The organism is Ruegeria marisrubri (genome assembly GCF_001507595.1).
Classification (GTDB): domain Bacteria; phylum Pseudomonadota; class Alphaproteobacteria; order Rhodobacterales; family Rhodobacteraceae; genus Ruegeria; species Ruegeria marisrubri.
Genome location: NZ_LQBQ01000003.1, coordinates 1 through 21,320, shown reverse-complemented (window position 1 = coordinate 21,320; position 21,320 = coordinate 1). Strand labels below are relative to the sequence as shown.

The 21,320-nt window shown below is 60.1% G+C and carries 27 protein-coding genes and 1 tRNA gene; 10 read left to right on the top strand and 18 right to left on the bottom strand.

Going from position 1 to position 21,320, the window contains the following annotated elements:
- Positions 1-105: 105 nt before the first annotated feature.
- The 9 genes from rplR to rpmC form a co-directional block, all read right to left on the bottom strand.
- Positions 106-465 carry a 50S ribosomal protein L18 gene (gene rplR, locus AVO45_RS05110; protein WP_068344870.1) on the bottom strand — a complete coding sequence of 120 codons (360 nt, stop codon included), beginning with the start codon at positions 463-465 and terminating at the stop codon, positions 106-108.
- Positions 466-476: 11 nt separating this feature from the next.
- A complete protein-coding gene (rplF, locus tag AVO45_RS05105) occupies positions 477-1,010 on the bottom strand; it encodes a 50S ribosomal protein L6 (protein WP_068344869.1) in 534 nt (177 codons plus the stop codon).
- Between the two features lie 12 nt (positions 1,011-1,022).
- A complete protein-coding gene (gene rpsH / locus AVO45_RS05100) occupies positions 1,023-1,415 on the bottom strand; it encodes a 30S ribosomal protein S8 (RefSeq protein ID WP_068344868.1) in 393 nt (130 codons plus the stop codon).
- A 12-nt stretch (positions 1,416-1,427) separates the two neighbouring features.
- Complete coding sequence (rpsN, locus tag AVO45_RS05095; RefSeq protein WP_068340744.1) at positions 1,428-1,733, bottom strand: 30S ribosomal protein S14; 306 nt, start codon at positions 1,731-1,733, stop codon at positions 1,428-1,430.
- Positions 1,734-1,751: 18 nt separating this feature from the next.
- Positions 1,752-2,312 (bottom strand): 50S ribosomal protein L5, encoded by a 561-nt coding sequence (gene rplE, locus AVO45_RS05090; RefSeq protein ID WP_068344867.1) that lies wholly within the window; start codon positions 2,310-2,312, stop codon positions 1,752-1,754.
- A complete protein-coding gene (rplX, locus tag AVO45_RS05085) occupies positions 2,305-2,616 on the bottom strand; it encodes a 50S ribosomal protein L24 (protein ID WP_068344866.1) in 312 nt (103 codons plus the stop codon). The genes rplE and rplX overlap by 8 nt, the downstream gene beginning before the upstream one ends.
- A gap of 2 nt (positions 2,617-2,618) precedes the next feature.
- Positions 2,619-2,987, bottom strand: coding sequence for a 50S ribosomal protein L14 (gene rplN / locus AVO45_RS05080; protein ID WP_068344865.1), 369 nt, complete (start codon positions 2,985-2,987; stop codon positions 2,619-2,621).
- 75 nt (positions 2,988-3,062) lie between these two features.
- Positions 3,063-3,293, bottom strand: coding sequence for a 30S ribosomal protein S17 (rpsQ, locus tag AVO45_RS05075; RefSeq protein WP_068344864.1), 231 nt, complete (start codon positions 3,291-3,293; stop codon positions 3,063-3,065).
- Between the two features lie 13 nt (positions 3,294-3,306).
- Entirely contained in the window at positions 3,307-3,507 is a 201-nt protein-coding gene (gene rpmC, locus AVO45_RS05070; protein WP_068344863.1) for a 50S ribosomal protein L29, read from the bottom strand.
- A 326-nt stretch (positions 3,508-3,833) separates the two neighbouring features.
- Here rpmC and AVO45_RS05065 point away from each other — a divergent pair, with 326 nt between their 5' ends.
- Together AVO45_RS05065 and AVO45_RS05060 are read left to right on the top strand one after the other, a co-directional pair.
- Complete coding sequence (locus AVO45_RS05065; RefSeq protein ID WP_068344862.1) at positions 3,834-4,826, top strand: NADPH:quinone reductase; 993 nt, start codon at positions 3,834-3,836, stop codon at positions 4,824-4,826.
- Between the two features lie 92 nt (positions 4,827-4,918).
- Positions 4,919-4,993 (top strand) — tRNA-Gln (locus AVO45_RS05060).
- A gap of 138 nt (positions 4,994-5,131) precedes the next feature.
- Here the strand turns inward: AVO45_RS05060 and AVO45_RS20185 are convergent.
- Genes AVO45_RS20185 through AVO45_RS05055 form a run of 3 tightly spaced genes read right to left on the bottom strand, consistent with a single transcriptional unit; the run spans position 5,132 to position 7,205 of the window.
- Positions 5,132-5,278: an HNH endonuclease gene (locus tag AVO45_RS20185; protein WP_082688667.1), complete on the bottom strand. Its 147-nt coding sequence runs from the start codon at positions 5,276-5,278 to the stop codon at positions 5,132-5,134.
- A gap of 7 nt (positions 5,279-5,285) precedes the next feature.
- The gene (locus AVO45_RS19655; protein ID WP_169795992.1) at positions 5,286-5,747 is read right to left on the bottom strand and encodes a hypothetical protein; all 462 of its coding nucleotides are present in this window, start codon (positions 5,745-5,747) and stop codon (positions 5,286-5,288) included.
- Positions 5,748-5,789: 42 nt separating this feature from the next.
- The gene (locus AVO45_RS05055; RefSeq protein WP_068344861.1) at positions 5,790-7,205 is read right to left on the bottom strand and encodes an SNIPE associated domain-containing protein; all 1,416 of its coding nucleotides are present in this window, start codon (positions 7,203-7,205) and stop codon (positions 5,790-5,792) included.
- A 134-nt stretch (positions 7,206-7,339) separates the two neighbouring features.
- Here AVO45_RS05055 and AVO45_RS19650 point away from each other — a divergent pair, with 134 nt between their 5' ends.
- From AVO45_RS19650 to AVO45_RS05040, 4 genes are all read left to right on the top strand, one after another.
- Positions 7,340-7,513, top strand: coding sequence for a hypothetical protein (locus AVO45_RS19650; RefSeq protein ID WP_157770100.1), 174 nt, complete (start codon positions 7,340-7,342; stop codon positions 7,511-7,513).
- The gene (locus AVO45_RS05050) at positions 7,506-7,697 is read left to right on the top strand and encodes a hypothetical protein (RefSeq protein ID WP_068344860.1); all 192 of its coding nucleotides are present in this window, start codon (positions 7,506-7,508) and stop codon (positions 7,695-7,697) included. Before AVO45_RS19650 ends, AVO45_RS05050 begins: the two co-directional genes overlap by 8 nt.
- Positions 7,698-7,921: 224 nt before the next feature.
- Positions 7,922-8,647, top strand: a complete 726-nt coding sequence (locus tag AVO45_RS05045) for a tyrosine-type recombinase/integrase (protein ID WP_240482076.1) — start codon at positions 7,922-7,924, stop codon at positions 8,645-8,647.
- Between the two features lie 463 nt (positions 8,648-9,110).
- On the top strand, positions 9,111-10,958 hold the full coding sequence (locus tag AVO45_RS05040) for an outer membrane beta-barrel protein (protein ID WP_082688665.1): 1,848 nt from the start codon (positions 9,111-9,113) through the stop codon (positions 10,956-10,958).
- Between the two features lie 299 nt (positions 10,959-11,257).
- Here AVO45_RS05040 and AVO45_RS05035 read toward each other — a convergent pair whose 3' ends face one another.
- The 5 genes from AVO45_RS05035 to AVO45_RS05015 form a co-directional block, all read right to left on the bottom strand.
- Positions 11,258-11,551, bottom strand: coding sequence for a RidA family protein (locus AVO45_RS05035; RefSeq protein WP_068344857.1), 294 nt, complete (start codon positions 11,549-11,551; stop codon positions 11,258-11,260).
- Positions 11,552-11,575: 24 nt separating this feature from the next.
- Entirely contained in the window at positions 11,576-12,292 is a 717-nt protein-coding gene (locus tag AVO45_RS05030; RefSeq protein ID WP_068344856.1) for a DUF3726 domain-containing protein, read from the bottom strand.
- A complete protein-coding gene (locus tag AVO45_RS05025) occupies positions 12,289-13,965 on the bottom strand; it encodes a hypothetical protein (RefSeq protein ID WP_068344855.1) in 1,677 nt (558 codons plus the stop codon). Before AVO45_RS05025 ends, AVO45_RS05030 begins: the two co-directional genes overlap by 4 nt.
- A gap of 210 nt (positions 13,966-14,175) precedes the next feature.
- A complete protein-coding gene (locus AVO45_RS05020; protein ID WP_068344854.1) occupies positions 14,176-15,192 on the bottom strand; it encodes a membrane dipeptidase in 1,017 nt (338 codons plus the stop codon).
- Complete coding sequence (locus tag AVO45_RS05015; RefSeq protein ID WP_068344853.1) at positions 15,189-16,640, bottom strand: aldehyde dehydrogenase family protein; 1,452 nt, start codon at positions 16,638-16,640, stop codon at positions 15,189-15,191. The genes AVO45_RS05020 and AVO45_RS05015 overlap by 4 nt, the downstream gene beginning before the upstream one ends.
- An 88-nt stretch (positions 16,641-16,728) precedes the next feature.
- Between AVO45_RS05015 and AVO45_RS05010 the strand changes: the two genes are divergently transcribed.
- Complete coding sequence (locus AVO45_RS05010) at positions 16,729-17,625, top strand: LysR family transcriptional regulator (protein ID WP_068344852.1); 897 nt, start codon at positions 16,729-16,731, stop codon at positions 17,623-17,625.
- A 378-nt stretch (positions 17,626-18,003) separates the two neighbouring features.
- On the opposite strand, the gene AVO45_RS05005 is transcribed toward AVO45_RS05010, so the two are convergent.
- Positions 18,004-18,201, bottom strand: coding sequence for a Flp family type IVb pilin (locus tag AVO45_RS05005; protein ID WP_068344851.1), 198 nt, complete (start codon positions 18,199-18,201; stop codon positions 18,004-18,006).
- Positions 18,202-18,951: 750 nt separating this feature from the next.
- On the opposite strand from AVO45_RS05005, the gene AVO45_RS05000 reads away from it, so the two are divergent.
- From AVO45_RS05000 to AVO45_RS19310, 3 genes are all read left to right on the top strand, one after another.
- Positions 18,952-20,136 (top strand): site-specific integrase, encoded by a 1,185-nt coding sequence (locus tag AVO45_RS05000; protein WP_068344850.1) that lies wholly within the window; start codon positions 18,952-18,954, stop codon positions 20,134-20,136.
- Between the two features lie 188 nt (positions 20,137-20,324).
- Positions 20,325-21,056 (top strand): hypothetical protein, encoded by a 732-nt coding sequence (locus AVO45_RS04995; protein WP_157770099.1) that lies wholly within the window; start codon positions 20,325-20,327, stop codon positions 21,054-21,056.
- A gap of 84 nt (positions 21,057-21,140) precedes the next feature.
- Positions 21,141-21,320 (top strand): DNA-binding protein (locus tag AVO45_RS19310; RefSeq protein ID WP_240482075.1); only part of this gene is annotated, 180 nt, incomplete at its 3' end.

The window sequence follows — 21,320 nt, the reverse complement described above, 5'->3', positions numbered from 1 at the left end:
ATTCCTCTCTCTCTGGCGCGTGGCGCCGTTTTTGCCAATCCAGGTGAACCGGAACAGGGCCGGTTCCCGGATCATCGGGGTGGCCGGGCGGCCACCCACAGGTTCTTACAGTTTCAGCCCACCTTCACGCGCGGCGTCGGCCAGAGCCTTCACCTTGCCGTGGAACAGGAAGCCGCCACGATCGAAGTATGCTTCTTCGACACCGGCCTTCTTGGCGCGCTCGGCGATCGCCGCGCCCACCTTGGCAGCCGCTTCGATGTTGTTCTTGCCGACGACGCCCAGATCCTTTTCCAGGGTCGAGGCCGAAGCCAGGGTCACGCCGCGAACGTCGTCGATCAGCTGGACCGAGATGTTCTTGTTCGAGCGGTGCACCGACAGGCGCGGACGCCCGGCATTGACCTTGCGAAGCTTGTTCCGAACGCGCAGGCGGCGCTTCAGAAACAGGGTACGTTTGCTGTTTGCCATGTCTAGCGTCCTTACTTCTTCTTGCCTTCCTTGCGGAAGATGTACTCGTCTTTGTACTTGATGCCCTTGCCCTTGTAGGGTTCCGGGCGGCGCCATTCGCGGATCTGGGCCGCGACTTCGCCGACGAGCTGCTGGTCGATGCCTTCGACGACGATCTCGGTCTGCTTCGGAGCGGTGATGGTGACACCTTCCGGAGCGACATAGTCGACATCGTGGCTGTAGCCCAGGTTCAGCTTCAGGGTGTTGCCCTGCATCTGAGCCCGGTAACCCACACCGCTGATCTCAAGCTCTTTCTTGAAACCCTGGGTCACGCCGGTCACCAGGTTGGAGACCATGGTGCGGCTCATGCCCCACTGCTGGCGTGCGCGCTTCGAGGTGCCACGCGGGGTGACCGTGACCACGTTGTCTTCGACAGCGAGGGTCACGTCGTCGGTGGCGGTGAAGCTGCGGGTGCCTTTCGGACCTTTGACTTCGATGGTCTGGCCGGACACAGAGGCGGTAACGCCGCTGGGCAGCTCGACCGGTTTCTTACCAATACGAGACATATCCGGACCTCCTTAGAAGACGGTGCAGAGCACTTCGCCGCCAACATTGTTGGAGCGAGCGTTCGCGTCCGACATCACACCTTTCGGAGTGCTGACAATCGACACGCCCAGACCCTGACGGACCTGCGGAATGTCATTGACGCCCATGTACACGCGGCGGCCGGGTTTCGAGACCCGCTTGAGCTCGCGAATGACAGGGGTGCCTTCGTAGTATTTCAGGCTGATCTCAAGCGCCGGGTGACCGTTTTCACCAGTCACTTTTTCATAGCCGCGGATGTAGCCCTCGTCCGCCAGCACGTCCAGAACCCAGGCGCGCAGTTTCGACGCCGGAGTGATCACGGTGGACTTGCCGCGCATCTGCGCGTTGCGGATACGGGTGAGCATATCGCCGATAGGATCGTTCATCTCACTCTCTCCTTACCAGCTCGATTTCACCATGCCGGGGATCTGACCAGCAGAGCCCAGCTCGCGCAGCGCGATACGGCTGACCTTGAGCTTACGGTAGTAAGCGTGGGGACGGCCGGTCAGCTGACAGCGGTTGTGCAGACGGGTTGCCGAGCTGTTGCGCGGCAGTTTCGCCAGTTTCAGACGCGCCTTGAAGCGCTCTTCCATCGGGCGGCTTTCGTCATTCGCGATTTCTTTCAGCTCGGCGCGCTTCGCGGCGTATTTTGCCACCAGACGCTCGCGCTTCTTCTCGCGCTCGATCATTGCTTTTTTAGCCATGTCTAATCCTCCCGGCGCTTACGCGTTGAACGGCATGTTGAAGTGCTTCAACAGGCTCTTTGCTTCAGCGTCGGTTTTCGCTGTGGTGGCAATTACGATGTCCATGCCCCAGACCTCGTCGACCTTGTCGAAGTCGATTTCCGGGAACACGATGTGCTCTTTCAGACCCATGGCAAAGTTGCCACGGCCGTCGAAAGCGGGTTTCACACCGCGGAAGTCACGCACGCGCGGCAGCGCGATGGTGATCAGACGATCCAGGAATTCGTACATCCGGTCGCCGCGCAGGGTCACCTTGGCGCCCAGCGGCATGTCTTCACGGACGCGGAAGCCTGCGATCGACTTCTTCGCCTTGGTCGCAACGGCCTTCTGACCAGCGATCGCGGTCAGGTCCTCGACGGCCGACTTGGCTTTCTTCGAGTCCTTCACCGCCTCAGCGCCACAGCCGATGTTCAGAACGATCTTCTCCAGCTTGGGGATCATCATGTCGTTCTTGTAGCCGAACTCTTCTTTCAGAGCGGCGCGGATCTTGTCGGCGTACTGAGTCTTCAGACGCGGGGTGTAGTTTGCAGCATCAAGCATCGATCACGTCCCCCGTGGTCTTGGCGTAACGAACCTTCTTGTCACCTTCCATGCGGAAGCCGACGCGGGTTGCCTTGCCGTTCTTGTCCAGCAGCGCCAGGTTCGACAGGTCGATCGGCATCGCCTTGGGCAGACGGCCGCCCTGCGAGGTCTGCGACTGGCGGGTGTGGCGGATGGCGATGTTCACGCCGTCGACAACAGCTTTGCCGGCTTTCGGGTCGACCGAGGTGATGGTGCCCTCTTTGCCCTTGTCCTTGCCGGCCAGCACGACGACCTTGTCGCCTTTGCGGAGTTTAGCAGCCATGATTACAGCACCTCCGGAGCCAGCGAAATGATCTTCATGAAGTTCTTCGCGCGCAGCTCGCGAACAACCGGCCCGAAGATACGGGTGCCGACCGGCTCCAGGTTGTTGTTGAGGATGACGGCGGCGTTGCGATCGAAACGGATCGCGGTGCCGTCTTCGCGACGGACTTCCTTGGCGGTGCGCACGACGACGGCCTTGCGGACGTCACCTTTCTTCACGCGGCCGCGCGGGATGGCTTCCTTCACCGAGACGACGATGATGTCGCCGACGGAGGCGTATTTACGCTTGGAACCACCCAGGACCTTGATGCACTGAACTCGGCGTGCGCCGGAGTTGTCAGCGACATCCAGATTGGTCTGCATCTGGATCATGTGGTTTCTCCCGACCTGTGGGGGCTGGTCTCGTTAGTTCCCCCAGGGTTTCGACAAAGGGAAAGTTCCGGGGGCTTACGCCTCCAGAACCTCCCAGCGTTTCGTCTTCGATTTCGGCGCGCATTCGATGATGCGAACGGTGTCGCCGACCTTGAAGGCGTTCTTTTCATCGTGAGCCCGGTATTTCTTGGACTTACGGATGGTCTTCTTCAGAACCGGGTGCGTGAAGCGGCGCTCCACCAGCACGGTGACGGTCTGTTCGTTGGCGTCGCTGGTCACGGTGCCTTGCAGAATACGTTTGGGCATCTATTCAGGCTCCTCAGTTCGCAGCTTCAGCGGCTTTTTCGTTCAGCACGGTCTGGACGCGCGCCACGTCGCGGCGCACGCTTTTGATCCGGGCGGTGTTCTCGAGTTGGCCGGTCGCCTGCTGGAAGCGCAGATTGAATGCTTCCTTTTTCAGGTTGACCAGGTCCTCCCGGAGCTGGTCCGGGGTCTTGTTACGCAGTTCCTGGGCGTTCATCGCCTTTTCCTTTGCTCAAAACACCAGAAGGCCCCTTCTCGGGTCACCTTTGACCTGGTGGATGAATGATAGACATGCGAATCCCCCGGGAGGCCCGGGTGATCGCAGGATGCGTCCCTATAAGGGAGAGTCGTTTTGAGGGCAAGGGAAAGTTTGCGCGGAACTTTCGGGGCCCACAGGCCGGGGTTTCTTCTGCCCGAAACGGCGCTGCAGGACGGTGCGGTCTTGTGTTGCGATGCGTGCCCATCGCGCCCATCATGTGTTTCCAGAGTGAAACCGCGTCTTGCCGGAATTCCTGGCAGGACTTCAAGAACAGGTGGAGCAGGATGAGGGCCATAACCTATAGCGAATTCGGAACGGCGCGGGACGTTTTGCGGATCAGCGAAATGGAACCGCCGAACCCCGGGCCCGGTGAAGTGGTGGTCGATCTGGCCTTTTCCGGGGTGAACCCGTCGGACGTCAAGGCCCGGGCCGGCGCCCGGCCGGGCGTAACCAAGCCGCCTTATCCGGTCATCGTCCCCCACAGCGACGGCTCCGGCGTGATCTCGGCAGTGGGCGAGGGCGTGTCGCCCTCGCGGATCGGCCAGCGGGTCTGGGTCTGGAACGGCCAGTGGCGGCGCGCCTTCGGAACCGCCGCCGAAAAGATATCACTGCCCTCCGAGCAGGCGGTGCCCCTGCCGGAATCCGTCTCGCTGGAAACCGGCGCAGTGCTGGGAATCCCTGGGCTGACGGCTTGCCATACGGTTTTTTCGGGCGGCGACATAGCGGGTCAGACCGTTCTGGTTCATGGGGGCGCGGGGACGGTCGGCTACCTGGCCGTCCAACTGGCCAAATGGGGCGGCGCCAGGGTGATCGCCACGGCGGGTGCAGGCAGCCTGGACCGCGTACGCGCCGCCGGAGCGGACGTTGCGCTGGACTATGCAGACCCCGACTTGGCCGAACAGATTCTCTCGGCCAATGGCGGCGATCCGGTGCAGCGAATCGTCGAGGTGGAATTCGGCGTGAACGTGGAGACCGATACGGAGGTCATCGCCGAAAACGGACGCATCAACGCATATGGTTCAGCCAAGGACATGGCACCGACCCTGCCCTTCTACGCGCTGATGTTCAAAGCCGTGACGCTCGAGATGGTGCTGGTCTACCTGCTGTCGGCGTCGATACGCAAGCAGGCCATCGACCGATTGGCCGCCGCATTGCAGGACGGCGCCTTGGACTGCCCAGTCCAATCGGTGTATGATCTGGCCGATTGCGCGGCCGCCCATGAAGCCGTCGAAACCGGTGGCCGCGCCGGTGCCGTGCTCGTTCAATGCCGCGCCTAGTGGTCAGCTAAAAAATGCGAGCGGCGGTGCGATTTTTTTGCGAAAGGGGCCTTGAACCCCGGATGCAATGGCCGTAGATAGCCGCTCACCGTTGGGGTGTAGCCAAGTGGTAAGGCAACGGTTTTTGGTACCGCGTACCGTAGGTTCGAATCCTACCACCCCAGCCACTTCATCAGAACATCGATAGACGGACACCCGTTGCACCCGAGTGCCCCGGGAAATGCCCCCGTTTCTGCCCCAGTGGTTTTGGGTGTTACGGGTGTGCAGGGTGGGCCCTCAGAGGTCGGTGAAGGCCCATGCCACGTTTATAGCAGGTCGTAATCGACCCCGTTCGCCCAGAAGTCCCAGTCGTCGCGCTTGTTATCCGCCGCCGACCCCTCGACCAGATGCTCCGGCCGACAGCAGCGCTCGTTGTGGCAGCGATGGCGAACCACCGTCGTCTCGTCAATCACCGCCCGGTTACTCGCGGAGCCACCATAGGAAAGCTATGCGATTGGCGTACTGATAATAGAGTTCTGACCAGTCAGTGGCCCGGCCAACCCCAAGATCGGCCCGGACTGAGGCGAAGGCGCGATCAATCTGTTTACGAGAGCGTTGACCGGCTTGCGACGGCGGCGAAAAAAACTCGCGAACGTGTGCTTTTGCCTCGACGAGCACCGGGCCACTCGAAGTCACTCCCAAAGCATCCCACTGAGGTCCACGTTGCGGCCAGAAGTCTTTCAGTGACGCTGTGAGGTGCCCGATACCGAGGCGGTCCAAGAATGCCTCATCGCGATACTCGGCGTATTCATCTTCCGCTAGAGGTGAAACCCATTCGATAGTTGGAAGTCCTGACGGCTGAAGAAGGTCAGGATAGCATTGGATCATTTCTTGAATCCATTTCAAGCTTCCTTTGGTCCCTTTTGGCTGGATAACTCTCATATTCCTTCCGATTACGCTTGTATTTCAGTGCGTATTGTCGCTTCAGATTTCCGCGGGGAACATGAGCTTTTCATCTTGGCGTTCCGCCTCCAACTGTTGTTTTCGCTTTGCCAATGTCTCCCGGAATTCCTGCGCCTCAACGTCTTTGTGAAATTCGGCATCTGGCGCGAGAAAGCGAACAGCCGCCTCGACTTCCTCAAGGGTAGCCCGGAAAAACTCTTTCCGCATGTTGGCACCATTGACTCGCTGGCCGTCAAACTCTGCATGGAGAGCCGCCTCCAGTGCGGGGGCTTCTTCAGAATAGATCATAGCATGCGTATCGAAAAGGAAGGGCACCGATGCGTCTCCCAGTTCCCTGACGCGATCAGCAGGATCTAGCCGTCTGGTTAATCCAATCTTGACCACGTCTTCGCCAAATGACCCAACGTTCGAAATGATATAGACAAAACCAGTCTTAGTACGCTCTGCCATCGCCTGAGCCCGTTCCGTCTTTTCATGCGCCTCCGCTAGCTGTCTTTCGAGTTCAGCGATCTTGGCACCTTGATCTTCCGACTGGATTGCTCCAGCTTCCGCTCGAGCCTTTGCCAGCATGGCTTCGTATTTTTCTTCTTCGCGGCGAGCTTCTTCGGCCTCTACCTCAAGCCGTTTCTCCTCGCGCTGAAGCCGAGCCTCTTCTGCGCGCTCGTCACGTTCAGCCTTGAGTTGTTCACGATATTCATGCGTCAGCCTAAGCTCTCTCAGCTTCAAGTCCAGATAGTATTGCGTGATCTCAATATTCAGAGATGCGTTTGCCTTGTTGATCTGGGTGCACGCGTTTTCGATACGTCGGATCATCGCCTCGGCGTTGTTCCATCTGGTGTTAGCGATTGCTGCATCCGCCTCAGCGTTGAAGGCCCGAAGTGCCAACCGAACAGCCCGATTGGCCATCGTCTGGCCTTTTGCTTTAGAACCTTCGACCGTCCACGCGGTATGTACATCGACAGCTGTCTTAGCCTTCACCACGTTTTTCTGTTCGTCCCGCACCGCCTTTATGGCCTCCTTATATCGTTCGCTGTCACCGAACTCGAAATGCGGCTGGTAAACGCCAAACTCGGCAAAGGAGATTTGCTCGTCAAATATGGCCACTTGTTCGAGCAGGCGGTCGTAGATCTGTCGTTTCTCCTTGTAGGTGGCGCGAAGGCTTTCAATTTCTCTCTCGATCCGATCTCGTTCCGTTCGAGTTTTCTGAACTTCGGCCTCGATGTCCAAGATCGCAGAAAAGCGCTCCTCGAGTTGATGCTTGCTATTCTCAGCGGCTTGGATCTGCCTAGTCAGCTCAGCGTCACGTTTGTCGGTTTCAAACTCTAGAGCTTTCAGATCGCGCCTACGTTTCAACCAAAGTACTAGAAAAACAATAGCAAGGACCGGTGAGACGGTAAGAAGAACGACGATTACGTCAGCCAGCGGCGATCCAGTCATAAGCACTCCAACGCGAAACCAACTAAAAACATTCTCCGAATAAGAGCATGCCGGGCCGATCCACGCAACATCTAGCGCCAAAACCGAGGACCCTCCTGTACCTAAATAAAGATGCAACTGCAGGAGTTTGATCCATGAAGTACCTGTCTGCCCTCGGCGTCCTCGCCGGGGGTTTTCTTTTGCGCCCACCGCCCAAGGCCGTCCTGACGACGATGCTCTGGGTGATCTCGCGTTCCCACCCCGTTGTCTCGGCGCTGGTTCTGCTGGCGGTCCTCTGGTCTTGGAAGAACGGAGGCTACGATGACTGAGTTGGACCTGAAACCCGGTGACGTCGTGGTGATCCGGGCCTTCGATGACGTCCCCGAGCATCTGTTCCTCGTGGACGAGGTGTTCGAAGACTGCGTGACCGGGACCGCGCTGACCGGCCCTCTGGCTGGCGAGTACGGCGAACCGGCGCTGGACCTGATCGTCCGGGTCGTCTCCGACGCCTGAAGGTGTCCGTGCGCGACGCAAGTAGAGTTTACCTCTCAAAGCGCAGCAACGCATTACGGCCCAGCGGGTTCAAATCGGTCCGATACTCCGTCGGGTTGTTCACCAGCAAGTTTGGTGAGCGGTCTGTCTGCAGCTTGTCCAGGGCTGACGGACGGGAGTTCCTGAGCCTGATCTCTCAGCTTTCCCCGATGATCGGCAAGAGCGAAACCACGAGAGGGTTAACCTTGGACCAACTCGTCGCCTACTCGTCGCGGGGGTCGGTGACCATAACGGCCAGAACCCAGCGGCGGATCTGGTCGCAGGTCAATCACTTTCTCGACTGGGTGGTCTACGAGGGGCATCTGGAGGCCAATCCGTTTCGGACGGTTCCTTTCGATCGGAAGGTGCGCCCAGCGCCTTACGCGGTTCCGACCGACGATGAGGTGGTCCAACTGCTCCGAGCCAAGGACCGGGATCTGCATCCTGTTCTGCTGACCTGTCTGCTGTCGGGAATGCGCGCGGGGGAAGCGGTCGGGTTGCTCAGGGATGATCTGGTGTCCAAGGGCAACCTCGGGTCGTTCGTTCATGTGAGACCCAACCAGCTTCGACTGCTGAAGACGGAGGCGGCGGAGCGACTGGTTCCGGTTCACCCTGTCTTGGACGAGGTGTTTCGACGACTGCCATCGACTGGCCCACTGTTCCCTGACCTGACTGTCGCGCAGGTGACCAAGGGGTTCGCGAGACTGAGACGGCGGCTTGATCTGGCGCGACCGGGGTTAGTGTTTCACTCGACCAGGAAGTGGTTCATTACCCAGTGCGAGCGAACCGGTGTTCCAGAGCACTTCACGGCGTCTCTGGTCGGCCACAAGTCGGCGCGGTCGGAGAACGGGATCACCTATGGCATTTACTCGGCTGGCATCAGTGACGAGCAGCGCCGGTCGATCGTGGACCAGATCCGGTTACCGACATGACGTTCCCCGACATTGACGCGTTCGAGGAACGAGCCGCTATCGCTGAATACGATGGTGGTTGCACCCGTAAGGCAGCGGAAGATCTGGCTGCTCAGGCTCAGGGGTATCGTGACGCTGAAGCCTACTGGCAATGGCTGGCTGACTATGTCGTCAACCGAAGACCACCCTCATAACACTATCCCTCGGCGGCCCTTAGCGGGTTGCCGGGGGGCTACTTCCTTTTCTTTTTGGGTGGCGCGTGTTCCGTAGACTTGGCTTCGGAGCGGAATGTGACCCGCTGGCGAGCGGAAAATACCTTTCGCACACTGATGGCCATTATAGTGGACAACCGTTGTATCAAAACCGCAGCCGTCAAACAGGGGTTCGTATGTTTTCAGCATTTGATTGACACAGGTCAACGCACCAGCGACTTGTCGTATCAATACATAAATTATTCGGAATACATTGAGGATAAGGTCGGGCAGTGCTTACGAGAAAGTTCCTTCCAATTGTCGCTGGCGCATCGGTCGGGCAATTACTGGCACCCTCTGTGTGGGCTCAGGATGCAGCACAGGTTGATTTCGACGCTGGCGTCAGTCTGGCCGAAGAATACACCGACAACGTCTTCGCGACGTCAAACGACCGCCGTGATGATTTCGTAACGATCATTGCGCCTTGGGCGAGGCTGTCGCTAACAGGCGAGAAGTTCAGTCTCGGACTGGATGCTCGGGCAGAACTTGGCCGTTATGCAGACTACGGCTCAGAAGACTATGATGACTACAGCGTTGGCGCGGACTTCAGATACCAATTCGATCGCCAGTTTTTCGTCTTTGGAGGCCTGGACTTTGCGCACGAACACGAAAGCCGCAGTTCTCCAGATGCTGTGTTTGGTATCGAGCCGACAGTATATGATGAGACCAGCGGGTATTTCGGGGTCGGCGGTCGAATCGACGAAAGAAGATACCGGTTTGGCATCAATGCCCGTGATCTCGATTTTGATGACGTGGACAGCATTTCGGGGATACGCATCGACAATGACGACCGTGATCGCACTCACTTGGAGGCAGGCGGGCGCATCGGTGTTTCGAAAACCGAAAACGGCGAGGTGTTCGTTCAGGGAATCTATGAAAAGCGGGACTATGACACCGCGGTGGAACGCGATTCCGATGGCCTGAGAGCAGCCGTTGGATACACCGGTTCTATCGGTAACGCGCGCGGTGAGGTGATGCTTGGGATTCTGAGCCAGGATTACGAAGACCCGGCTTTTGATACAGTCACGGCACCCGACTTCGGCCTTGATCTAAGTTCGTCGATTGGTGACTCCACACGATTGACCGGCATTGTCGAACGTAGCTTGGAAGAAACCACCCTGACCGGCGCGTCCGGCTATTTGGCGACCTCTGCGGGGCTGCGGTTGCGGCATCGGGTTTCGCAGAACGTATCGCTCGCCGGTTACTTTTTCCTGACCCAGAATGACTATCAACAGACTGACCGCACCGACTATTTGGCGGAAACGGGACTATCCCTGCGGTACTACTTCAATCCTCGCGTTTATCTGGATACGGACTACAGCTTTCAACAAAGACAGTCGGACGCGGCCGGAGCGGAATACGATGAACATCGTATTTCCCTGCGGTTGGGGGCCGCGCTGGACAATTATTATGATGAGGGCACCGGCAATCTCGCATCCTGGGGGGCATCCAGTTTCTACATCGGCGGGCATGTCGGGAACCTGGCTACGCAAACCAAGGTGGACGGCCCGCGAGGCTCAAACGGGTTCTTGACCGCCGATTTCGGTGACAACAGCCCTGTCGCAGGATTGTTTGCAGGGTATCGGGCAAACCTGAATGATCTCGTGCTCGGCTTGGAGGCCGAGGTCGAGTTCAATGATGGGGAATGGCCCCATTCCGGTGCGCGGAATTTCTCGGTCGAGCGCGGCAATGCCTATAGCTTGAGCGCCATCTCGGGATTGAGAACCCCCGGAAATGCTTTGTTGTATGGCCGCTTCGGCGCGATTTCCAGCAACTTCACCAGTCAGTACCAATTGCATTCCGGGCCGGTTGTGACCAGGGATGAAAGCGAACTCGGCTTCTTGCTTGGTGTCGGCGCCGAAATCCCCTTGAATGGTGGGTTGTCCGGACGGATGGAATATCAGCTGCGAGCGTATGACGACTATTGGATCGGAGCGCCGCAGGGCGGGGCTGGCGACGACAACTTTGCCAATGTGGAAAAGGGCCCTCGCTATCGTGGTGGACGCGATCCGGCCTACATCGCCAAGTCACGCGGACGCTCTCTTGAGAGCCGGGTGTTGAAGTGGCCGGTATCCGAGTAGCTGACAGCGAACAGATGACGAGAAAGCGGCGTTTCGCTCGAAAGCGCTGATGGATACGGCTTCTCCAACAAGTAACGCTTATGCTTTGAGGCTGCTGCATCCCCCAGCCACCAACCCGTCAGCACCAGTCAGCAGGTCTCCAGCCACGGGGTCGATAGCGGTGGTCGACGGTCACTCTGGCGGTTGAAATGCCCGGCGCAGACCCGCCATCGCTCTACTCCGCAAAATGCCCCCGAAACCGCCCCAGTTTCTCGGGCTAGTGGAAAATGCCGATAACAATCATCGGTCGGCAAGGTTTCCTACCACCCCAGCCACTTCATCAGAACATCGATAGACGGACACCCGTGGCACCCGAGTGCCCCGGGAAATGCCCCCGTTTCTGCCCCCACCAACCAAACCTGAATCCAGAAGACATCGGATTGCCAGCAGACAAACTCGGCCATGGCCTGGTCTATCCCGTCCAGAACCTGCTGTGTCTGCACTTCGATACCGGTGCCCTTATCTCCGGTGATCTGCCCGGCCTGAAAAATGATTTCTCCGACGCGGACGGCTTCGCTCATACAGGAGCCGGGTTTCAGGTGGGTGATCGCCATACCACCTTTCTTCCGGTCCACCGTTCAGTCGTTGTCAGTGGTCGCCGCACCAGCGTCGGCGCGTGACTTTTCAGAGGGTGGCACGGTCGTGCGCATCGCAAGGCCATTGAGCGCCGTCAGTGTCGCGCGCCTGCATGTGAAATCGCCCGCCGGCCTGCTGGTTCCCTCGGGAGGCGCGGTCGCGGTCAGTTCGATAGCCGACTGGGACAAGGCACAGAACCGGTCGAAATCACCGGCCACAAGCCCCATGGCAGAAACGGTGACAAGGGACCCGGCTCCGGTACAGGTCACCGCCTGATTCGATCGCCCTGCGACCCGCGACAGGAACGGCAGCAGCAGCACCGGCCGAGCAACCGGGTCAATTGCAAGCCCGCCATCTGCGAGACTGCCTTCGGGCAACCCGCAGAAATCGCTCAACGCCGTTCCAACGGCGATAGGGCACAGCAGGCCGCCGGTGGTCGATCCCCACGCGCCATGGCGAACGACAGGCGAGGCCTCTTGCCAGGGCGTTCCATCCATGTGCTGCAGATGAGCCAGCAAGGCACTCGTCCCATCCAATCCGCGGGCATGCAGCCAGCCTGTGGCCCAGCCGGCCTCTTCGGCCAGCCCCCAGGGCATTCCCGCGCCCCGCGCGGCCTTCATCGACAGGCTTTCGATTTCGTTGCGGGACAAGTGGTCGCTTTCCGGCCCGTCCTCGAAAACGGGCCCCGAATGTGTCGGGTCGTTGGGTTCATAGGTCATGCCGAACTGCTCCCCTGCATGTCCAACGGATAGGGCGCGCCCTGGAACAGGCTGATCCGCACCCATTTGTCGGATCTCGGGTCGAAATGGGTGGCGCCGAAGAAGGCCAGCTTGCAACGCATCAGGTCGATGGGCAACATGTCCTCTGCGATCAGGTTGTCGCGAACCTCGGCATAGGGATATTGCGCGACGATCTGCGCGCGCCGCACCATGAAGCGATGCTCGGGGTGGCGCAGCAGAAAGGCGGCGACGGTTTCGGGATCCGGCCAGCCCGACAGGGCGTCATCCAAGTTCTTGGCAAGCAGCCCCGCGCAGAGCGGCTGTTCGCGTTCAACGCCTGCATCGGTGGCACGGTCGCCAAGGCGCGGCTCCAGCTTTTCCTCGGACACATACCAGAACCGCGCGGCATTCTCGGGGCGCGAGAAATCGGTCGCAAGCGCCCAGTCATAATGCTTGTGCAGAATTGACCTAAGCTGCCCCACCGACATCGCGCCATCGATCGCAAAGGCGGACTCTTCGTCCGCGGCCATGCAGGACGCCAGATCGTCGATCAGCTCGCCATGCGGCTCCAACAGCAGCGCGAACAGCATCTCCTGCCCCTCAAGCGTGAGGGCGTCCTCCCCCCACCGCCAGAGTCCGTCCCAAGGCCGTGCCTCATCTCCGGGAAAGGTTGTCAGGCGGTCCCCGATCCGTTCCAGATCCGCCCTCAGATCAGCCAGTTTCCGAACCTGGATCGGGTGCTCGGACCGCCAAAGCGCCGCATTCTCGCAGGCGGCCTCATAGGCCCGGTGCAGGGCTTCGACCTGTTCGGGAGAGGCCGCGCCCAACGCGCGGACGCGCGCCAGCGCCTCTTCCCGTGCCGCCATCCAGTTGTTCAGCAGCACCGGGTGGCGCACAAGGAAGGGTGCCATGCCAAGGCCGGTGGAGTTGCCGACGCCGAGGCGGCCTTTGATCTGCGGCGACAGGCGCACGGCCGAGGCGCCCCCCTTGGCCGCAGCCAGATGTTCCACGATATCGACCGTGAATTGCCGGGTCAGCCAGACCGACAGCATCTCGGCCTGGAACGGCGCGGCGAGTTCCGGCCGGTCGGCGATCTGCCGGCGGTCGGCAGCGCCGAACTTGCCCGAGCCGTAAACCGCCGTGGTCCGCATCAGGTATCCGACCTTCTCGATCTCTTCCGGGTCGGGCTGGCGCCCCTGGGCCAGCCGGTCAACCACATGCGCCCACAACCGGACCGAGCGGTTCGCGCGGCTGAGAGACAGCTCGCGTTCACTTATGCGCCCGGCCTCCTGCAGCGGGACGTTTTGGGCCAGCCGGTCCAGGTCCTCAGCCGTCGGGCTGCCGTCGAACAGCGTGAAGGTCGCGTCCCAGGCCGTGGCGATCACCCGGTCCGAGCGCATCTCGTCCGGCAGGTCATGGGCAAAGGCCACCAGACTGTAGGTCCGAACCGGGCCGATGGCGCGGTAGACCGCCCGGCCAACGCCTTTCGCGTCGATCTCCCAGACCGGCCGGTCGAAACGCCAGCCTTCCTCCTTCATCCGGCGCAGCATCACGCGCAGGAAGGACAGGCGCGTCGGGTGGGCCGAACCCATCCGGGCCAGCCGCATCACGCATTCCGGCGAGCGGCGCTCTGGTTTGGCGGTCTTGTCGAATTGGGCCTCGTGTTTTCTCATAGGTCGATCACCTTCGGTTGATCCGGCTTCCGGCAGACCGGCGCCGCGGCGCCGTCACCCTTCAACGCGCCGAACCTGCCTGAACCGGTCGGGGTCAGTATCAACGCCATTGCGCGCATCTCCAAGGCCCGGAACATCTCGTGCCCGACGCGTGCCCTAGTGCGGGTTCGCCATGATCCTGCTTGCACCGAGATCGCCATTCCAATCGCCCTATTGCCATCTGGTGGAAAGACCGGGGGGCGTCTCTTCTGCCTGCCCTCCAAAACTCGTTCCGAAAAACCGCAGCCAGTTGCCTCCCATGACGGCGGCGATGTCCGCGTCACCCATCCCGGTCGCCCGCAATCCGCCCTGGATGTTGCCAAAGTCGCGGTTGTCCGCGAACCAGTCCGGCATCGGCGGAAAGCCCGGCGCGGCGGCGCTGCCTTCGCCATAGTCGATGGCCTTGGTCCAGCGGCCCACGCGCATCCACTCGACCACGCTGTCAGGCTGATCCTGGCAGAGGTCGGTGCCGATGCCCACATGGTCGATGCCCATCAGATCGGCCGTGCGCGCGATCATGTCGCAGAAATCCTGCAAGCCGCAGGCGCTGCCGCCCTTCAGGTGGTGGGGGTAGACCGAAAAGCCCAGCATCCCGCCGCTTTCCCCGAGCGCGCGCAGCACGGTCTCGGACTTGTTCCGCAGCGCCGGGTGCCAGCTGTGGGGGTTGGCATGGGTGATGGCGATCGGGCGCGTCGAATGTTCGATCGCCTCAAGCGTCGAGCGTTCGCCCGAATGGCTCATGTCCACGACCAGCCCCACCCGGTTCATCTCGGCCACCACCTCGCGCCCCATGCGGGTCAGGCCGGTGTCGTCTTCCTCGTAACAGCCCGAGGCCAGCAGCGACTGGTTGTTGTAGGTCAGTTGCATGAACCGCAGGCCCAGCGTGTGCATCACCTCGACCAGCCCGATGTCATCCTCGATGCAGGACGGGTTCTGCGACCCGAAAAAGATCGCGGTCCGGCCGGATTCACGGGCGCGGGTCACGTCGGACGCGGTGCGCCCCTGAAAGATCAGGTCCGGGAACTGCTCGAACCAGCGGTTCCATTTCTCGATGTTCAGAACCGTCTCGCGGAAGTTCTCGTGATAGGTGATGGTGACGTGGACGGCATCGACTCCGCCCTCGCGCATCTGGCGGAGGATCTTTTCCGACCAGTTGGCGTATTGCAGGCCGTCGATCAGCGGTTTCATTCCGGCGCTCCGGCCGCGACATAGGCGGTCTTGACGGTGGTGTAGAACTCGGCGGCATAACGGCCCTGCTCGCGCGGGCCATAGGACGAGGCGCCGCGCCCGCCGAAGGGGACGTGATAATCGGTGCCTGCGGTGGGCAGGTTCACCATGACGCAGCCGGCGCGCATGTTGGCGCGGAAGTGATTGGCCCGGGCCAGCGAGCGGGTCATGATGCCCGCGGTCAGGCCGAATTCGCTGTCATTGGCGATCGAGAGCGCCTCGTCATAGCTGCCGGCCTTGATCACGCAGGTGATCGGGGCGAACATCTCTTCGCGGTTGATGCGCATGTCATTGCGCGTGCTGGCAAAGACGGTCGGCGCCATGAAGTAGCCCTCGGTCGGGCGGGTCAGCCGCTCTCCACCGCAGACCAGTTCCGCGCCCTCGGATTTGCCGAGCGCCACATAGTCCAGGTTCTGCTGCAACTGACCCTCTGAGACGGCCGGGCCGATCTGGGTTCCCTCTTCCAGCGCGTGCCCGACCTTGAGCGCCTGCGCCGCTGCGGCCAGTTTTTCGACGAAGGCGTCGTGAATGGCGTCATGCACGATCAGGCGCGATGCGGCGGTGCATTTCTGCCCGGTCCCGCCAAAGGCCGCGTTGGCCACATGCGCAACCGCCAGATCCAGATCGGCGTCATCCATCACGATCATCGGGTTCTTCGAGCCCATCTCCATCTGGATCTTGGTCATGTTGGCAATCGCGCTGGCGGCAATACCGCGCCCGACCGGAACCGAGCCGGTAAAGCTGATCGCGTCCACGTCGCGGCTTTCGACCAGACGCTGCCCCACGTCGCGGCCCGAGCCAGTGACCAGGTTGAACAGCCCGGCGGGAATGTCCTGCTTGACGATGATCTCGGTCAGCGCGACGGCACTGGCCGGGGTCAGGTTGGCGGGCTTCCACACCACAGCGTTGCCAAAGGCCAGCGCCGGGGCGATCTTCCACGCGGGGGTGGCCACCGGAAAGTTCCACGGGCTGATGATCGCCACGACGCCCACCGGCTCACGCCGCACGTCGATCTCGATCCCCGGCCGCACGCTTTCGGCCAGATCCCCCTGGTTGCGCAGCACCTCGGCGGCGAAATAGGTGAAGAATTGGCCGGCGCGATAGACCTCGCCCTTGCCTTCGGCCAGCGGCTTGCCTTCCTCGCGCGACACCATCCGGCCAATCTCTTCGGCCCGCGCCATCAGCTCGGAGCCGATGGCCATCAGGACATCGTGCCGCTTCTGCACACCCGCGCGCCACCACGCCGGCTGCGCCTGACGGGCGGCCGCGATGGCCTCGTCAAGCTGGGCGCTGCTGGCCTGGGCGTATTCGCCGATCAGATCGGTGATGTCCGAGGGATTGCGGTTCTCGATGACCGACGCCCCCTGCTGCCAACGTCCTGCGATATGCAATCCTGTCGCCTGTGCCATGATGGTCTCCTTGATTTCGCGAAGGCTAGACCTGCGACCGCCCTTCAGGCAATCTTGAACTTCTGAACATCATTTCAGGAATTTTGAAATGGCTATCAAACTGGAAATGCTGCGCGTCTTTCGCGTCGTGGCGGAACAAGGCGCCCTGTCACAGGCGGCAGCGATCCTCGGCCGCACCCCGTCGGCCGTGTCGATGATGCTTGCCCAGCTCGAGGACAACATTGGCGCCCCGCTTTTCGAAGGCGAACGGAAGAACCAACTGACCAAGCTCGGCGAACTCGTCCTGGCCGAGGCGACGCGGGCAACGGACGTCTTCGAAAGCAGCAGAGAGGCAATCATCCGGCTGACCAGTTCCATCGCCGGCACGGTGCGCATAGCCGCGGTTCCCTCGGTCACGGTCACGTTCCTGCCGCGCGCGATCGCCGCGTTCCGCAAGACCCGCCCCGGGGTGCGCCTGGAAATCAGCGACCTCGACAGCGCCTCGGTGCGCCGCCGCGTGCGCATGGATGAGGCGGATATCGGCATCGTCACCGGGTCCGCCAGTGAAGATGAAGTCGAAGGCGTCGTGATCATGCAGGACAGGCTTGGCATTGCCTTTCACGAAGACGGCGAAATCGCGAGGGCACTGTCCAAGGGCGCGGAACAGAGCTGGTCGCTTCTGCGCCAGGAACCTTTGATCGCCAACCCGCTCTGCGACCTGGTACCCTCGCCGGTCGTGCTCGAGTTGCTGCATTCCTGCAATTTGCAGGCGCGCAACACGACCGCGCTGATCTCCTTCGTGCGCGAAGGGCTGGGTGCCACTGTGCTGCCTGACAGTGCATTGACGCACAGGCCAGATGGTATCGGCTTCGTTGCACCCGAGGACATTCGGGCGGATCGAGAGTTGCGGATGATCTCGAACCCCGCACGCCGTCTCAACCCGGCGGCCGAGGAGTTCTGGAATTCGCTGGCAGAAGGGTTCGGCAACCAACGATTGCAGCCCTGAATAGTGCCGGAGACCCCTTCACCGGCGGGGCTTCCGCGGCGCGTCTTGCAATTCCAGTCGACAGGGGCCAGCAAGAAAAGACCGTCCATTCCGGACGGTCTCTTGCAGTCAATGGGGGGTCGAACTGTCCGGGCGCTCTTGCCAAATGGCAAGCGAGCATCCGCATAAAGCGCGGATGCATTGACGCCAGGCCGACTTCAGGAAACGCTCCGCCCCGGTTCTCCGCAGCAGAATGCAACACCAAGCCACGAGAGGCTCGTTTCTTCCATATCGGCCGGTCCAACCAACATATCCGGTTCCGGAAAACCCGGATCGGTTCGCTGGTTGACAGGCCGGAAAATCACGCCGAACCGTCCAAACCAGCGAAAGCCACCCCAGTCAGCAGCCGTCAGGCGCTGCTCCCTGAACCGCGTCGTCAGCACTGCAGAAATTGTCTTGGGTATTTGTGGAAAGGTTCGTAACAACAAAACCGCCCACTCCGATCGCGACCAGCAATGCGATCGCGTATTCTACCAGGGTTGCCCCCCGCTCGTCGCGTTTCAGCTTTCCAATCAATATGCCAACATAATGCAACATTCGTAACTCCTGCCACTGTTTCTCACCACAAAAAGCCCCGCCCTTCATCCGAGGCCAAACCTATTCTTCTTACAGTCATACCACACCAAATGTTTCCAGACATCCCCCCAAACACACAAGATTTCAATCTTGGGTTGTTTTTCACAATAGCCGGTTCTGCAGTGAAGGAGACGAAAGCGGTAACCTCGCCTTGCCGAGTAACTGCTGGGTAGAGCAAAATCCACTGTCAAGTTCAACCTTATCTCAAAAAATGGGCTCTTGAGATATTTGTGTTGGATGACGATGTAGTTTGAAGCACTCCCTTAAGTACAGATCCATATCGGTCGTTCATGTTACCGGTGGTGCGAAGATCCGCCATGGCAGCGGTCGGACAATTGTTCAAGAAGGCTAGACCGATTCACCGAATACCTATTGCAGTTCTGTACTTTGCTCTCTTCCGTAGCACCGTTGGAGCACCGGCTGCTGCGGCCTCAAACGCAGGAAGCGCCCCTTGGGGCGCTAAGCATTTGATATCTGATTGGAAAGATTGGTTGCGGGGAGAGGATTTGAACCTCTGACCTTCAGGTTATGAGATAGCTTGCGGGAATCTGCACCATCTACTCCGGCAAACGCCAACTTACCCTATCTTATTGTAATCGTTGTTTTATTATTGACGATCCGCACACCCAGTTCCTACCTGTTACGCCATGAACCGCTTCCAGTTGCTTCCACAATGCTTCCACGGGGCGGAAACAGGGAGAGAGATGAGGGATGCCGAAACTGACCAAACGCGCCGTAGACGCCTTGCCGCTTGAGGCGAAAGATTACTTTGTCTGGGACAGCCAGATTGCCGGGTTCGGGGTGCGCGTGATGCCGTCCGGAGCCAAGACCTATCAGGCGCAGTACCGCAAAGGCGGAAGAACCCGGCGGGTCTCAATCGGTCGGCATGGCAAGATCACCGTCGACGAAGCCCGCAAGCTGGCAAAAGAAGTCATGGGGCAAGTCGCCAAGGGCGAGAACCCCGCCGAAGAGATTGCCCAGCATCGCCGTGCGCCGACGGTCGCGGCCTTGTGTGAGCGGTTCTTTGACAGCCACGTCAAGGAACGCTGCAAGCCCTCCACCCAAAGGGAATACCGCAGGGCAATAGACCTGTTCATTGCCCCTGCCTTGGGGAGCTTCAAAGTGGTGGACGTGGAGCGGAAAGACATTGCCGAGTTGCATCACAAGTTCAGAGACAAGCCTTATCAGGCAAACCGGACTTTGGGTGTGCTGTCCAAGATGTTCAATCTGGCGGAAATCTGGGGCTTGCGGCCTGACGGGTCGAACCCCTGCCGCCACGTGCCGAAATACCGGGAAGCGAAGCGCGAACGATACCTGAACCAAGACGAGTTGCAACGTCTTGGGCAGGTATTGGCGGAAGCGGAACAGGACGGGTCGGAAACGCCCTTCGTCGTCGCCGCGTTCCGACTGCTGATCCTGACCGGCTGTCGGCTTGGGGAAATCCAGACCTTGCAATGGTCGTTCATCACTGACGCGGGAATGGAGCTACCAGATACCAAGACAGGCGCGCGGCGCATTCCCCTGCCCCAAGCCGCCAGAGCGGTTCTGAGCGCCCTCCCACGGCTGCCTGACAACCCGTACGTCATTGCCGGGGCTGTTCCCGGCCACTATGCCACCGACCTGCAAAAACCGTGGCGGCGCATACGTGCACGTGCCGGGTTGCCAAATGTGCGAATTCACGACCTGCGTCATACCTATGCGTCGAATGCGGTATCGTCGGGCATGCCGATTCAGATGGTCGGGCGGTTGTTGGGTCACAGCCAGATTCAGACCACCATGCGGTACGCGCATCTGGCCGATGATCCGGTGCGGCGGGCGGCGGAAGATAACGCGGCACGGCTAAACGCAATCGTTGGGGCGCAGGAAACCAGTCCCGGGCTGCGCCTAGTCAAGTAATTAGTTAGGCGCGACTCCCCCCGTAAACGTATACGTAAGCCTACGCTACATAGGGGCGCGCGTCGACTCTACGTTACATAGGGTGGAGAGTGGCCCGTACACGTAGGCGCAGGCGGGAACACGCACCCTATTAACTAAACGCGCCGTATGGCGTACGGATTGCTAACTAATTAATTAGAGGCGATGCAGTGGCCCAGGAAACAACAGACCAGTTGAATCGTTTGTGGCACAAGGGTGTGCCGATGACGCAGGCTTGGGTGACATACGCCAAGCCGGATCTGAAAGAACGCTGGGCAGAGCTTCAGCAGCGTTCGGCGAGCGATGCGTTCGAAAAAGGCGCTGCAATGGCATCTGCATCTGAAGGCGATGCAGTTGCAAAAATCCAAATGGCGCTCGAAGGGCCGCAGAAAATCCTCAGGGCTCGCACCGAGCTTCGGGAAACCCTGCAAAAGAACATTTTGAAGTATATCGCGGGCGGCCACCTTCATGGCTTTGGCTACGAATTGCCGAGAAAGGTTTCCAGTGCCCCTGTCGCAATCCCGAAAGCTGCATGGGCCGGTCGCTGCGATTGGACCGGAGGTGCTCTGAGCTACAGGGGATTGGAATTTGTCGACATCCGCCTCACGACCAACCGCATCCGCAATGAAATCCTCGAACGCGGCAACGTGGATACCACACCGACCCGAGCGCCCGGCAGGCCTTCGGTCAAGCGTGACATCGAAGCGGCCTTTCACGGGCTCCACGAAGCCGGTGAAATTGATCCGGAAGCGTCGCAGATGTCACATTACCCGAAGGTCAAAAGGTGGCTTGAATTGCACCGACCGGACCTCGAAGTGCCACCCGCATACATATCGGACAAAACAATCCAAAAGTACTTTGCGCCTCTTTTCAATGAGTTGAAGGAATCCTCCAAACTATAAATTGTTTGGGGATTTAAAGATATTTTTCGAGATTGGGGATTGGTCCAAATCAAGAGCATCTGAGATTCGAAAGGGAGAAAACAGATGCTCACCAAGGAACCTGCAAACGACAACAACCGCCCGGCCACGGACTATCTGGACGGCTTTATTGACGAAAGCAAAGCTGCCGATTTCCTATGCCAGAGCGTGCGCACCATCCAGAAATGGCGCGTGACCGGGTTCGGCCCGAAATTCTACAAGTCGGGCCGCTCGGTGCGCTATCGC

Coding starts and splice junctions, on each gene's coding strand:
- rplR (WP_068344870.1), bottom strand. CDS start 465: ATGGCAAACAGCAAACGTACCCTGTTTCTGAAGCGCCGCCTGCGCGTT.
- rplF (WP_068344869.1), bottom strand. CDS start 1,010: ATGTCTCGTATTGGTAAGAAACCGGTCGAGCTGCCCAGCGGCGTTACC.
- rpsH (WP_068344868.1), bottom strand. CDS start 1,415: ATGAACGATCCTATCGGCGATATGCTCACCCGTATCCGCAACGCGCAG.
- rpsN (WP_068340744.1), bottom strand. CDS start 1,733: ATGGCTAAAAAAGCAATGATCGAGCGCGAGAAGAAGCGCGAGCGTCTG.
- rplE (WP_068344867.1), bottom strand. CDS start 2,312: ATGCTTGATGCTGCAAACTACACCCCGCGTCTGAAGACTCAGTACGCC.
- rplX (WP_068344866.1), bottom strand. CDS start 2,616: ATGGCTGCTAAACTCCGCAAAGGCGACAAGGTCGTCGTGCTGGCCGGC.
- rplN (WP_068344865.1), bottom strand. CDS start 2,987: ATGATCCAGATGCAGACCAATCTGGATGTCGCTGACAACTCCGGCGCA.
- rpsQ (WP_068344864.1), bottom strand. CDS start 3,293: ATGCCCAAACGTATTCTGCAAGGCACCGTGACCAGCGACGCCAACGAA.
- rpmC (WP_068344863.1), bottom strand. CDS start 3,507: ATGAACGCCCAGGAACTGCGTAACAAGACCCCGGACCAGCTCCGGGAG.
- AVO45_RS05065 (WP_068344862.1), top strand. CDS start 3,834: ATGAGGGCCATAACCTATAGCGAATTCGGAACGGCGCGGGACGTTTTG.
- AVO45_RS19655 (WP_169795992.1), bottom strand. CDS start 5,747: ATGAGAGTTATCCAGCCAAAAGGGACCAAAGGAAGCTTGAAATGGATT.
- AVO45_RS05055 (WP_068344861.1), bottom strand. CDS start 7,205: ATGACTGGATCGCCGCTGGCTGACGTAATCGTCGTTCTTCTTACCGTC.
- AVO45_RS19650 (WP_157770100.1), top strand. CDS start 7,340: ATGAAGTACCTGTCTGCCCTCGGCGTCCTCGCCGGGGGTTTTCTTTTG.
- AVO45_RS05050 (WP_068344860.1), top strand. CDS start 7,506: ATGACTGAGTTGGACCTGAAACCCGGTGACGTCGTGGTGATCCGGGCC.
- AVO45_RS05035 (WP_068344857.1), bottom strand. CDS start 11,551: ATGGCGATCACCCACCTGAAACCCGGCTCCTGTATGAGCGAAGCCGTC.
- AVO45_RS05030 (WP_068344856.1), bottom strand. CDS start 12,292: ATGACCTATGAACCCAACGACCCGACACATTCGGGGCCCGTTTTCGAG.
- AVO45_RS05025 (WP_068344855.1), bottom strand. CDS start 13,965: ATGAGAAAACACGAGGCCCAATTCGACAAGACCGCCAAACCAGAGCGC.
- AVO45_RS05020 (WP_068344854.1), bottom strand. CDS start 15,192: ATGAAACCGCTGATCGACGGCCTGCAATACGCCAACTGGTCGGAAAAG.
- AVO45_RS05015 (WP_068344853.1), bottom strand. CDS start 16,640: ATGGCACAGGCGACAGGATTGCATATCGCAGGACGTTGGCAGCAGGGG.
- AVO45_RS05010 (WP_068344852.1), top strand. CDS start 16,729: ATGGCTATCAAACTGGAAATGCTGCGCGTCTTTCGCGTCGTGGCGGAA.
- AVO45_RS05005 (WP_068344851.1), bottom strand. CDS start 18,201: ATGTTGCATTATGTTGGCATATTGATTGGAAAGCTGAAACGCGACGAG.
- AVO45_RS05000 (WP_068344850.1), top strand. CDS start 18,952: ATGCCGAAACTGACCAAACGCGCCGTAGACGCCTTGCCGCTTGAGGCG.